Raw genomic sequence first — 12,320 nt, 5'->3', positions numbered from 1 at the left:
GACGTTGAAAATGCCGACTTAGTAAGGCAGCTGATGTAGGAGGCGCCAGGAGCTAGTTCGCTGTGCCACTGTAGGTTGCTAAGGTGACTTTAGCTACCTCTACCTGGCCGCAGAAGTGTACTTCGATACCTAGCTCGGCCATAGCCGCTGCCTTAATCCGGCAGGCGCGTTGGGCACTGGCTTCGTCGGCCGCGTAGACCACCTGAATGTGATTGGCTTTGTGGCGAGCCATCATCTGGTCGCGAGTCACGCCCTTGAGTGTGGCATTCATAATCGGCCACTGCGGAGTAGTTTCTTGCCAGCGGCGCTGAGTTTCGGCTTCTGGCAGGGTAACGGCTTCGCCCACCCCTAGGTCGCAGTGCAGCTTGCCATCCATCACGTACACGCGGCTCCACACAATGGCACCGGGTCGGCTAATTCCTTTGAGGCTACCCCCACCTAGGCGGAAGTACATGGGAGGCTGCCGCTCGCTGCTAGCGCCTGCGTAGCCCCCCACAAAGTGGGCCGGCGGCGCTGCCCCCGAAATCAGAAAAACCCATACAAAGGCATCGATGCCGGGGCCGGTAAAGTGCTCCCCCCAGCGCAAATCATGCAGTGTAGTCTCGCCTGGCAGCCCCAGCTTTTGCCACAGCTGGTAGGTGAGCAGCGCGTCGAGACCAGCACACTCATCTACCTCGTTGAAATGCGGGAGGGCTTGCCCAGCGTACAGTTCCTTGCCCTCTGCCGAGTACACGGAGGGCCGGTCTTGGTTATTCAGTAGCCCTTCTACTAGGTCGCTGGCGGGCGTAAGGTCTTTTAAGCCCTGCTGGTATTGAATGCCGATGGTGGCACAGCCAAAGGTATCGGCCAGGCGCAGCGCAGCGATGTACATCTTGCACTGCTCCAGCGTTTGGGCTTCCGTTAGCTCGGTCACGCCATCAGTTCCCCAGTTAAATTTCATGCCCTTGGCCAGCAGCCAGTCCAGCACTTGGCGGGCTTCTATATCGGGTACCGTAAGCATCGCCGCGTACAGAGCCGACTGGCTTAAACGCTCTTTGAATAAGCCCGTAGGGTGCAGCAGTTCGTCGGGAATGATAGCATTATACATTCCCATGCAGCCTTCGTCAAACACGCCCATAATGGCTTTGTCGCGCTTTAGCTGGCGCGCAAAGCCCCGGCCTAGATGCTCCTCCTCGGCGGGCAGCTGAACTGAGCCTAGGTCGGTGACGTGGCTGTCATCTTGCGTAATGGTGCCAGTCGTAAGCCACTCTTGCAGACCGCGCGCAAAGAATTCATCCGTAAAATCCTGGCTCCACAGGCTGCTATAGGTTACGTTGGCTTTGGTTAAGGAGCCATTCAGATTCAGCATACCCACCAAGCCAGGCCACTGTCCGCTCCAGTTAGCCACCGTTAGAATAGGGCCTTGGTGGGTGGTAAGGCCAGCTAGTACATGGTGGGTGTATTGCCACACGCTTTCGGCCACAATCAAGGGCTGCGTTGCATCGAGCGTGCGAAATACTTCCATCCCCATTTTCTGGGAATCAATAAATCCGTGCTGTTTCTGGGCATCATATAGATGAGCGCGCTTTACCGACCATCCTTGCTTTTGTAAGGCTGCAGCAAGCAACTGCTCCATTTCGTATTGCGCCGCCCAGCAGTCTTGATTAGCAGCTAATCGCAAATCACCACTTGCAACTAATAAGACTTCTTTTAGAGTAGAATCCATTGCAGGTGTAAGTAGTAATTGCTTCGAGTAGAAGTTGAAGCGATGGTTAATTCAAAAACCACTCAAAAAGCAGCAGCAGATAGCCAGCCTACACCTTTAGTAAGGTATAAGAAGTATTAACTGCCCCCGAAATAATCTGAGCCTGAAAGGCTTGCTGAGCGGATATGCAAATATGATTGCCCGGCAATCAGCGTCATTACTCGTTATTATCTACTTACTGTAGGATATTACCATGGGCTAGCTAGGTAGCCCAAAGCTGCCTGCTCTGCTTGCCCATTTGTTGGGTGTACAGCAAATTCTTCAGCCCACAGCTGAGCTAGAAAGCACACGTTAAGTGGAATACCCGACTGAGAACAGATACTAAGAGACCCGGCTTCGCAGCGGTCGCAACGCGCAGGGACTCCTAGGGTAATCTTGCACTGGCTTTAAGAAGCAATTGATTGCTTTTGGGGGTAGTGCATGGTGTTGACTGTCAATGTATAGGTACGAGTTGCACCTAGGGCCTTGCCGCCTTATTTACAGTGAGGCTTGCGAAATGAAAGTAGACCCGGTAGAAAGTGATAATTCAAGTAACTTACGCCAACTTTAGCGCCGACTTCTGCCGCCAAAGCTTTACAGCAGAGGCGGTGATTTTCAGTCTGCCGAAAGTCAGGCCAAAGGATAAGATTGTAGAGTAAAGCTCTAAAAGGCTATACTGCTCCATCAATGGCCTTTGTTTAGGAGAAGCGTTTGTGCTTGCTTAATCTATAAATAAAAAATGGCTTGTCAGCACAACTAAAATTGCGTCGCCTTAACCGATGCATCCTTAATAATTGCTCTTCCGAAGAGTTGCCTCCGCTACTATTCTCCCACCCTCGCTAATTCAGATTTTATGAAAGCCTATTTTCACAAAGTGCCTATTAGTACGCAAAACTCATTTAGCGTTCGGCACGAGCGCCGAGCGAATTTTGGCACTATTTGGCATTATCATCCCGAATTAGAATTGCACTATGTAATCAGGGGAGAAGGCGTGCGATTAGTAGGTGATAATATCAGTAATTTTTCCTCAAATGAGATTGTCTTGCTTGGAGAAAACCTTCCTCATACATGGCGCTGCAAAGAAGAATACTTTCAGCAAAATTCTGAATTAGCTGTTGAAGCTATCGTTATTCAGTTCTTGCCCGATTGCCTAGGGCGCTATCTGCTTGGCTTACCCGAGGCGTATCTCCTGCCGAAGCTATTCGAGAAAGCAAAAAATGGCTTGATAGTGAGCGGCGAGGCCAAAGAAAAGCTCATTCCCTTAATGTATGCAGCGGTTAAAGCCACTAATCTCAATCGAATTATTGTGCTGCTTTCTATTTTGAAGGTGCTAGCCGAAACTGATGAAAGCGAAGCCATTGCTACAACATACCATGCCTTTGCACAATCAAATGAGTCAGATACGATACGAATTAACAAAGTGTGTAGCTATACATTGACAAACTATAAAAAAGAAATAACGCTTGAAGAAATTGCTTCTATTAGTAACTTGAGTGTGACATCGTTCTGCCGATATTTCAAGTTTATTACTAAAAAGACTTACTACGATTTCCTTATTGAAATTCGTATTAGCCACGCTTGCCGCCTTCTGATTGAAGATAAATTACCTACTGAGGTACTTTGCTTTGAGTGTGGTTTTAATAATGTATCTAATTTCTACCGTCATTTTAAGAAAATAACTAAAATGACACCGTTGGAATATAAGCGCAATTACTTAAGTCATAACCGTAAAGAATTTGCAGCCGCCTAGGGTAGGTAAGAAGTAGGAATTAGAGAGCGTACTCCAAGCTTTTATGCAGTTGCGCGTATTCAAGGTTTAGTTTTTCAATATTCTTTTTAATCTCGCTCGAGAAAATGCCAACCTTTCGCCGCGTAAAGGTTGAAATGTCGATGCCACGTTGCTTGAGAGAGTATTTGGCTACGATGGGGTATACATCGTGCATGACATGCATGTTGTGTACGAAAAACTGTTCTACAGCCTTTACTTCGTCAGCGCGTGAGGTGTCATCATAATGGTTACACAACCATACAATTAGCTCGGGATAGAAATTGCCCTGAATGCAGGATAGGCCAGCCGAGCCGGCTTTGAGCGAGTCGACTGCGTGCCCCATGTAGGCATCGTATAAGCCGAACTTGTAGCCTGCGGTGGCACCGATTTTTTGCTGCACTTGGCCTAGGTCGAGACAGGTGTCTTTGTGGTAGATAACGCGACCAGTCTCAACAAACTTTCTCAGCTGCTCGGGCGATAGCAGGCGCTTATAGGGCACCGGGCATTCATAGAAACCGAGGGGAATGCCGGGTGTCAGGTCGAGTAGTTGGAATACTTGGTCATTAAAGTATTCGTCAGACTGGTCTGCGCTGGCGAGTAAGCCGGTAATCGTAATAACGGCTTCGGTGCCGGTATCATGGACGCGCTTCACAAAGTCAGCTTGTTGCCTAATTAGGCCACCAAAGGTGCCGGTGGCTACCACTGGCACGGCACCAGCTACTAGGTCTATGATATGCGTGATGGTTTTGAGCATCTCCTCAGGGGTTAGCTCGAACATCTCGCTGGAGAGGCAATTAGCAAATAAGCCAGTAGCGCCGGCTGCTAAGTACAACTCTGTCAGCTTAGTAAGTGAGTCGTAGTCAATTTGCCCATCGTTTTGGAATGGCATGAGCATGACTGGGACAAATCCCTTTCGTGATTTTTCCATTAGTAGGTAGTCGGAAAGAAGAGGAGGGGCTCAGTTAGTGAGCCGGTTGATTAACGGGCTCTGCCGGGCTATAAGCGGACGTGCCTTTTCGCAACTTGGTGAGCAGGAGTCCAGTTAGGAAAATGGTGAGGGTGCCTATCACGATAATCATGCTTTTGTGCAATAGGCTACGCAAACTGGCATACTCCTCGGGCAGACGGCTTGAGAAGGTCATCCAAACAATAACGCAGATGCCGATAATGGTCGCCGTCAACGCCTCGTGGCTTCGGGTTTGGCGGCTTATGACGCCGAGTAGAAACAAGCCCAGCATGCCCGAGGCAAAGATGCCAGAGAGTTCCCACCAAGTATCTAGCACGCTCTTGACGCCAATCATGGCAATGCCGGTGCCCATGCCAAGCAAGCCAAAGCAAACGGTGGCAAGGTGCAAGAGCCGCAGCGTTTGGCGGCTGGTCATGCCGGATTTGAAATAGCGCTGATAGATATCGACGGTGAAGACAGTAGCCGAGGCATTCATGCCGGAACTGATGGTGCTCATGGCCGCCGACAGAATAGCGGATACAATGAGCCCCACAAAACCCACCGGAATTTTGGTGACTATGAAGTGCGGCATCACTTTGTCGCCGTAGTCAGCAGGCGACAAGCGCATGGCCGCGCTAGCTAGTTGGGTTGCTGTTGCGGTAGGGGGGAGGTTCGCCGCGGCTACTTGTAGCTTAACTGCTTGAATAAACTCGGGATGTACTTGGTAATAAGCAAATAGACTAGAGCCGATAACCAAGAACAAGAGGGACGCAGGTACATACAGCCACACGCATAGCCACAGAGACTTGGCGGCTTGCGGCAATGATGCCGCCGTATGATAACGCTGTACATAATTCTGGTCGACCCCAAAATTGCTTAGGTTAATAAAGAAGCCATATAAAAACACAACCCAAAAGGTAGATTGAGTGAAATTTAAATTAAACCCACCTAAGCTAAACTTACCATCGGCCTGACCGATGTCTATGATTTTCGCTACGCCGCCTGGCATATCATATATAATCAAGCCGATGATAAGTAAAGCACCAACGGTCTTAATTATACCTTGCACTACTTCCGTCCAAATAACGGCTTCTATACCACCTAGCACTGTATAGATAATAATGCAGATGCCCGTGATGAGCATAATCATATCCATCGAAAAGCCAGTAAGCGCTTGCAGCGTGAGGGCAATGCCGTAGAAGATGGAGCCGATACGAGCCAATTGCGTCAGCAGAAAGCAGGTGACAGCGTATGTGCGTGCCCAAGGCCCAAAACGATGCTCTAGGTGGGTATACGCTGATATTTCGCCAGTGCTGCGGTAGAAAGGAATAAAGTAATTAGTGGCAATCCAGGCGGCGAATGGCATGGAAATACTAAATACAAACGCGTTCCAATTGCTGCCAAAGGCTTTGCCTGGCACACCTAGAAAAGTATTGCTACTTAAAAAAGTAGCATAGATGGATAAGCCAATGGCCCAGCCAGGAATTAAGCCGGACGCGCGCGAGTATTGTTCGGCGTTGTCATTCTTTCGAGAGAAATAAATGCCAACGCCAATCATGGCTAGCAAATACAAGCCAATGATTACTAAATCAGGAACGCGTAAATTATTCATTCAAATGATTTTTGAAATATGGCTCATCAAGCTTCTTAAGCTTAACATATTTCACTCGCAAAGCTATTGCGATGGTATGCGTCATCCGTGTATCATTTTCTCTATCTATTGTATCATATTATCCTTGCTGTGCCAGTGAGGGCGCGTCTGGGTTAGGGCTGGTCGGCCAAGTAGGGTGTTCGTCGCTTACTTTGCTCGGGGCACTAGCCCTAGGGTGCAAGGGCTTTTGCCGCGCCCTTGTGCCAACTATTCGTACCGTAATGCCTATGAGAGCCAGCTTTTGGTTTCTACTGCTACTAGCACCGCAACTGCTTGCTGCCAAGCCGAAGCAGCCAGTGGCAAAAGCCCAAACCGCGCCAGCGGAGCCTCTGCCCACCTTAGTATCGCCCAACAAGGCACTTCACTTACAACTTGGCTACGACCCGGCCGGCGCTCTCACTTACACATTTAGGGCGCAGTCGAAAGTGCTGCTGCAAGATTCCAAGCTCGGCCTGCAGCAGCCCGGTGCCCTTGTAGTGCCCACCATCTTGCGGCGGGCCGTTAATACTGTTTGGAAACCGGTTTGGGGCAAAAGGGCTCTAGTGCCCGACCAGTACAACGAGCTGACCCTCGACCTCAAAACGTATAAAATCATTGCGCGGGCTTACAACGAAGGCATCGCTTTTCGCTACGTTTATCCTGCCGGTCAAGCCCCTACTGAGCGGACTACTTTTGCCTTTGCCGGTAACTACACGGCGTGGTACTACAACGGCGAAAACCATAACCTAGGGCCCGAAAAGCTAGCCGATTGCGCGGGTAAGCGCTCGCCCGTTATGACCGTGAAAGTGGACAGTGCGACGTACTTGGCTCTGCACGAAGCCGACTTAAGCAGCGGCGAGCCACTGCAACTGCAGGCTGCGAAGGGCGAGACCATTTTTACCATCGCGTCGCAGCCGACCACGTCCTGGAAGGTGATTATGTACGGCAAAACCCCGGGCGACCTCGTCGATTCACACCTACTCGAGTTGCTATGCCCACCCCTCGCCAAGGGCCAGGACTTCTCCTGGGTCAAGCCGGGGGTGGCGCTCTGGGACTGGCGCATTAACGGCGCCCGCACCGAAAATTTCACCTACAATATGTCGCTGCCTTCGTGGAAGCGAATGGTGGATTTCGCCGCGACTAACCAGCTGCCCTACCTCGTGCTCGATGCCGATTGGTATGGCCCCGAATTTGGCAAAGAATCGGACCCCGTGAAGGGCGGCAAGGTGGCGCAGGTGCACGAACTCATTGCCTACGGTAAGGGAAAAGGTGTAGGCATCTGGCTTTACCTCAACGACGTTGGCGGCCGTAACTATGACCTAGCCCAAACCTTGAAGCGTTACCACGACTGGGGCGCGGTCGGCATCAAATACGGCTTTATGTCGGGCACCCCTGCCGAGAAAAACCAGCGCACACGCCTGATTACGGAGCTGTGCGCGCAGAACCGCTTGCTGTGTGATTTTCATGATGGGCCTACGCACCCCTACGGGCAAATGCGTACCTTCCCCAACGCCGTGACCCGGGAGTATTGCAAAGCGCAGCTCGACGGCCACCAGGTAGTGCAGCCCAAGACCTTCGTGACGTCGGTTTTCGTCAACATGGTAGCGGGCCCGCTGGACATGAACAATGGCTCTGCCAGCCTCACGCAGACTGGCCGCGTAGATAATTCCTCGCCCGTACCCTCGACCTTGGCGGGCGAAGCCGCGCGTACGCTCATCGTGTTTTCGGGGGCTACCATCATTCCCGACATCCCGGAAAACTATCAAAAGCACCCGGAGCTACTGCGTTTTATTGCTGCGCAAAAAATGCCGTGGCTGGCCAGCAAAACGGTGCAAGGCGAGATTGGCGAGTACATCGTCATGGCTCGGCAGGCCCAGGATAAAACATGGCTAGTGGGTGCTGCCACAAACGAACAAGCCCGCGAGCTAACCATTCCGCTCTCTTTCCTAGGCAAAGGGCGCTACACGGCGTCCCTCATGCAGGATGGCCCCCAGGCCGACTACCGTACGCAGCACGAAAGCTACACCACCGATACCAGACAAGTGAGCGCCATGGATGTCATCCGAATAAAGCTGGCTCCTGGCGGAGGCGCCTGCTTGCTGCTCAAGCAAAACTGACGAGGTAGGCCACCTGTCGAGAAGGTAGGTGAATCATTATCAACCCATTGCAGCAAGAGTATTTACTTCCTTGCTGCAATGGGTTGAATGTAACCGCCGCGGCGGGCGGTTACTGGCCCTAGGGTATCGTGGTGCGGCTAGCTGATAACACACCATTCTAGTAACCAGTGAGCTTAGCCTACACCTCACAGAATAGATGCTTTAAAACCGTTTATCGCTAACTATGGATAGCTGCTAAAGAAAGACAGCCGGCCTAGCTTATAGCTAGGCCAGTTGTAGGAAGTTAATCAAAAGCAATACAGATAAAGCCACTCAGTGCAAGCTGAGTGGCTTTATCTGTATTGCTAAAAATCTTAATCTTTAGCTTCTTATGTAGTCCGTAGGGGAATCGAACCCCTGTTGGTAGAATGAAAATCTACTGTCCTAACCCCTAGACGAACGGACCGTTTTTGTTTTAGTGGTGCAAAGATACTGGTTTTTTCGCTTGTAGCTTAATCTCGAACTCAAAAAAAACAGTCGAAATTAAAACAGGTTGATTTTCAACTGAAAAAATATGGGCAAACATGCCCGCAGGTAGAAGCCGCCTAGCTGCTCGCCTTTAAGGGCACAGGTGGCTGCGCTATAATAGATGGGGTGACGCCGCTGTAAAACGGCGCCTATGGTACCAATACAGTTTACGGGTGGTCATTTCAGATAAGCTGTTGCGCCGTCATCAAGCTTGCTGTACAGGCCCTAGGTATTCTCCATCGTAATCTAGGTGTGTGGTGCAAGTGAAGCGGTTCTACATGGGTTAACCTCCTGTTGAAGGACTCGTTATATGTTACTTACCAACATCCAGCTACGTCTAGTGTCTGGTATTGATGGAAGGCGGGAGCTATCGCTAGTGCGTAGCGGCTGGGCACTGCACCAGCTTATCACTATTTTTTCTTGGCTATGAGTCTGCAAAAGCTGTTTCTAGGGAGCCTAGGTGCGCTGCCTAGCCTATTGGCACCAGTCATGAGCTATGGCCAATCGCCAGAGCTAACGATGGAAATCTACTCTAGCAACATGATGGCGCTGACTAATTCGCAGCTCAACAGGGCCATGCTGGACGAAAGCATTCGCCGCAATAAGGCACGGAGCGGCGGGCGGGCAACCCCTTCAGCTGCGGCTAAGGCAGCCTCTGCTGCGGCGCCTCAACTGCGCTACACCGCTACCACCGCTATGCGGCGCACGGCTGCCGAACAATTTGCGCGGCGCCAACCTGGCACCACACCCGCCACAGTTTCCAAATTCGCGGCCATGTTTGGGCCGAGCGGTTCCGCTGACTACGGTCCGCTGTACGCGAAGCTGCTGCCGGGTTCGGGGCTGCAAGACAATAACGTGGCCGATGCCTTTGCTGCCTGCCTGGTGGCCACCTACCGGGTTGCCCACGGCGAAGTGCCGGGGGGTACAATTTTACCGGCCGGCCCCACGGCCGCTGTGCGGCAGCAGTTTGCCCCAACCGCTGCCCACGTTTTGGCTGGCCGCCCGGCCAGCGTGGCGGCGCAATTAGGAGAGCTTCTAAAATTGCAAACGGTGCTGGTGAGTGTAGGCGCGCAAGGAACCGACGAAGCCAAGACCGCGGCGTTTCGACGCGGTGTGGCTACACGATTTCAACAGCTTTTTAAGATAGACGTGAACGCGCTAACGCTGAGTGAGCGAGGCCTAGTAAAACGTGCTGGTGCGGGTGCCAAGACAGCTCCTGCTGCCACAGATGGCGCCCGCTCGGCCCCGGCCGCCCCGGGCACAGCAGTCGGGGCGCAATGGTTTTTCCGCGCGCGTTCTAACGCTTACGGCGGACTCACCTTCGAGCCGGTGGCGCTGCTGGCCAGTGGGCAGTACTGCGATGTAGGAGAAGGCCCTCTAGAAAGCCTAGACCTCGCTGCCGACCGCGCCCAACGCCCGTCCGCCTGGGGCACATGGCGCAAGAACGGGAGCGCCTTCGTGCTCACCGACGCCAAGGGCCGGCCTAATTCCTATGAGCTTGGCTCGGGTAGCTGGTTTCCGGCCTACGCGGCAGGGGCCGTGCCGCTGAAGCGAGCGTATAAAAACGCTAGCGGCGGCAGCGTGGGTGGAGCTACAAGCCTAGTTATCAGTAAGCTAAATTTCGTAGATGCCAGCCACTTCACCGAAGGTGCCAATGGAGGCGTTATGACGGCCAATGCGGCGGGTGGCAGTCGGCGCAGTGCCAGCGGCACCTATCGCTTGCAAGGCCATACGCTTACGCTGACTTATGCCGACGGGCGTACTGTGCGCAAGTCGTTTGCGATTGGAGCTAAAGGCACCCCGGCGCGGCCGTCCAATGACTTACTTTTTATTGGCGGCGATGCCTACACCGACGAGTAGTAGCTAAGTGGTTAGTAGTTAAGGGTAAAATTTGCCTGATTAGCTCCTGGTGTTTACGCTCGGGCAGCGGGGTGGCCACCTGCCTAGCCGGTAGCCTATGCCGCCGAGCTGAGAGTAAACCCTCGCAGGATTCAGGGGAAACCTTATTCCCGCGTCAGGTAGATGTCGGCTTGGTCCGATTCGCGTAGGTCGGTATCAGTTTGCCAGCTTTCGCCGGGGCTCGCGCTCTCGGCCCACGCGAGCGCGCGCTGAACCCGTGTGGGATATAGTTCGCGATGCTGTTCCAGCGTAGTTTTTACTTGCTCGAAAGTCAGCCCAGTTTGCTTAGGCAATGTGTCCAGATACCCAACTACAGCCAAGGTGAAAGTTGCCATTGTGGTAGGAAGAAAAATGAAAAGAAGCGATAAGCCGATGATAGCCGTGGCAGCAGCCCAGCCCTAATAGCGGAGCCCAGCATACCCTAGGTGCCTTGAGAGAGCAATTTATGCGCTAACCGAGACATCAGTAAAACGCTTTTTGAAAAGCCCTGCTCGTGGGCACCCAGCTATAGCACTAGGTCAGAGCCAACTCCGCGTAATCCTCATTACCGTTGCAGTAGTCTGGCACCAGCTTATTCTGCGAAGCGGAAGTCATGGGTACTGTGCTAGCGGCTTCTTTTTCGCCTAGACTATTCCAAGTACTCGCTCGTACTATGCGGCTTGAGCAGTCGAGGCAGTCTTACTAAAAATTGTGTAAGCGGAAATGGTGCCTCCTGTTTAAGGCCGCTGCGAGGCAGTTGGTCTGCCCACTACTTTCTGCTGCAGCAACTGCACTTCCTGCTGCACCAACCGCATTTCCTGCCGAATAACCTCAACACCTTGTGCTAAGCGGACATGGGTAGTTGTCGGCCGCGACGAGAAAAGCGCTTCAGCGGGTGCGGCCATCGGTTGTTGTAGCCAGGTAAAAGCCGCTTCAATCGTGTCGAAGAAGGCCAGTGCTAAGCCTGGCAGTCGATGCCCAAGGGACTGCGCGAGATGACGGCCCTGGAGAGAAGGGGCGCTAACCCAAGCCACCTGCTGAACACCGGTCACGGCTAGGTACAGGAAAAATTCGGCCCGTAGCCAAGGGCCAACCCTCGACTCACTATCCGTTACTAACCGCGTGCTGCTCAGCACGCGAGAGTAGGGCCGCACTGTGTAGCATTGGGCCACGGCGACGCAGGCTTCCTGCACAGCGGATAGAGTGAGCTTGCCAGCCCAGTCGAGGAATAAGCAATCGGAAGTGGCGTCGTAATAAATAGTTAAGCAAGCAGGAGCGCTTAGGAGCTGTAATTGCATAATAAAGCGATAGCAAAGTAGAATAGCAAGAAGTATAGTTGCTCGTAGACAAGGTATTACGCAAATGGATAAATAACTAATTATTAGTTAAGTGCAATCAGTATAAGTGGAGCCAATTTGGCGTGTATAATGCTCTCCCTAGGCAGGAGCTAAATCCCTAGGTGCCATACTACCTGCGCACCTAGCTTAAAGAATATCCCCCCTAGGGGAGGCGCGGCTCACGGCTGCTACGTGCGAATGCAACCCTAAGAATTAGCAAACTAGTGTGGTCTGTGGCTTTGAATCAGGACTCCTAGGACAGGGGAAATGTGCCCCGTGACTCGAGGTGTGAGGAGGTGAGGTGGCGAACACATTTCGGTGCAAAGGCTACTTGCGTGCCATCCTGAAAATGAAGAGTAGCCTATTTGGCTAGGGTAGGAGAGAGTATAATGCACCCGCTTCTCTGCTAATCAG

At 52.3% G+C, this 12,320-nt stretch carries 8 protein-coding genes and 1 tRNA gene; 3 read left to right on the top strand and 6 right to left on the bottom strand.

What is annotated here, in order from left to right:
- Positions 1-52: 52 nt before the first annotated feature.
- Positions 53-1,504: a fucose isomerase gene (locus FNT36_RS04230; RefSeq protein WP_233635674.1), complete on the bottom strand. Its 1,452-nt coding sequence runs from the start codon at positions 1,502-1,504 to the stop codon at positions 53-55.
- 1,072 nt (positions 1,505-2,576) lie between these two features.
- On the opposite strand from FNT36_RS04230, the gene FNT36_RS04225 reads away from it, so the two are divergent.
- Positions 2,577-3,473, top strand: a complete 897-nt coding sequence (locus FNT36_RS04225) for an AraC family transcriptional regulator (RefSeq protein WP_144844669.1) — start codon at positions 2,577-2,579, stop codon at positions 3,471-3,473.
- A gap of 19 nt (positions 3,474-3,492) precedes the next feature.
- Here FNT36_RS04225 and FNT36_RS04220 read toward each other — a convergent pair whose 3' ends face one another.
- Together FNT36_RS04220 and FNT36_RS04215 are read right to left on the bottom strand one after the other, a co-directional pair.
- Positions 3,493-4,419: a dihydrodipicolinate synthase family protein gene (locus tag FNT36_RS04220; RefSeq protein ID WP_144844667.1), complete on the bottom strand. Its 927-nt coding sequence runs from the start codon at positions 4,417-4,419 to the stop codon at positions 3,493-3,495.
- 34 nt (positions 4,420-4,453) lie between these two features.
- On the bottom strand, positions 4,454-6,049 hold the full coding sequence (locus FNT36_RS04215) for a sodium:solute symporter (RefSeq protein ID WP_144844665.1): 1,596 nt from the start codon (positions 6,047-6,049) through the stop codon (positions 4,454-4,456).
- A 266-nt stretch (positions 6,050-6,315) separates the two neighbouring features.
- On the opposite strand from FNT36_RS04215, the gene FNT36_RS04210 reads away from it, so the two are divergent.
- Positions 6,316-8,184, top strand: coding sequence for a glycoside hydrolase family 97 protein (locus tag FNT36_RS04210; RefSeq protein WP_233635672.1), 1,869 nt, complete (start codon positions 6,316-6,318; stop codon positions 8,182-8,184).
- 373 nt (positions 8,185-8,557) lie between these two features.
- Here FNT36_RS04210 and FNT36_RS04205 read toward each other — a convergent pair.
- A tRNA-Glu gene (locus FNT36_RS04205) sits at positions 8,558-8,629 on the bottom strand.
- Between the two features lie 488 nt (positions 8,630-9,117).
- Here FNT36_RS04205 and FNT36_RS04200 point away from each other — a divergent pair.
- Entirely contained in the window at positions 9,118-10,551 is a 1,434-nt protein-coding gene (locus FNT36_RS04200; protein ID WP_144844661.1) for a DUF6683 family protein, read from the top strand.
- A gap of 143 nt (positions 10,552-10,694) precedes the next feature.
- On the opposite strand, the gene FNT36_RS04195 is transcribed toward FNT36_RS04200, so the two are convergent.
- Positions 10,695-10,925: a hypothetical protein gene (locus tag FNT36_RS04195; protein ID WP_144844659.1), complete on the bottom strand. Its 231-nt coding sequence runs from the start codon at positions 10,923-10,925 to the stop codon at positions 10,695-10,697.
- A 381-nt stretch (positions 10,926-11,306) separates the two neighbouring features.
- Positions 11,307-11,867, bottom strand: a complete 561-nt coding sequence (locus FNT36_RS04190; RefSeq protein WP_144844657.1) for a hypothetical protein — start codon at positions 11,865-11,867, stop codon at positions 11,307-11,309.
- Positions 11,868-12,320 lie beyond the last annotated feature (453 nt).

Source organism: Hymenobacter setariae (assembly GCF_007713685.1).
Lineage (GTDB): Bacteria > Bacteroidota > Bacteroidia > Cytophagales > Hymenobacteraceae > Hymenobacter > Hymenobacter setariae.
Note: the sequence above shows the minus strand (reverse complement) of the source record. Positions and strands in the feature narration are given on the sequence as shown.

Coding starts and splice junctions, on each gene's coding strand:
- FNT36_RS04210 (WP_233635672.1), top strand. CDS start 6,316: ATGAGAGCCAGCTTTTGGTTTCTACTGCTACTAGCACCGCAACTGCTT.
- FNT36_RS04200 (WP_144844661.1), top strand. CDS start 9,118: ATGAGTCTGCAAAAGCTGTTTCTAGGGAGCCTAGGTGCGCTGCCTAGC.
- FNT36_RS04225 (WP_144844669.1), top strand. CDS start 2,577: ATGAAAGCCTATTTTCACAAAGTGCCTATTAGTACGCAAAACTCATTT.
- FNT36_RS04230 (WP_233635674.1), bottom strand. CDS start 1,504: ATGGAAGTATTTCGCACGCTCGATGCAACGCAGCCCTTGATTGTGGCC.
- FNT36_RS04195 (WP_144844659.1), bottom strand. CDS start 10,925: ATGGCAACTTTCACCTTGGCTGTAGTTGGGTATCTGGACACATTGCCT.
- FNT36_RS04220 (WP_144844667.1), bottom strand. CDS start 4,419: ATGGAAAAATCACGAAAGGGATTTGTCCCAGTCATGCTCATGCCATTC.
- FNT36_RS04190 (WP_144844657.1), bottom strand. CDS start 11,867: ATGCAATTACAGCTCCTAAGCGCTCCTGCTTGCTTAACTATTTATTAC.
- FNT36_RS04215 (WP_144844665.1), bottom strand. CDS start 6,049: ATGAATAATTTACGCGTTCCTGATTTAGTAATCATTGGCTTGTATTTG.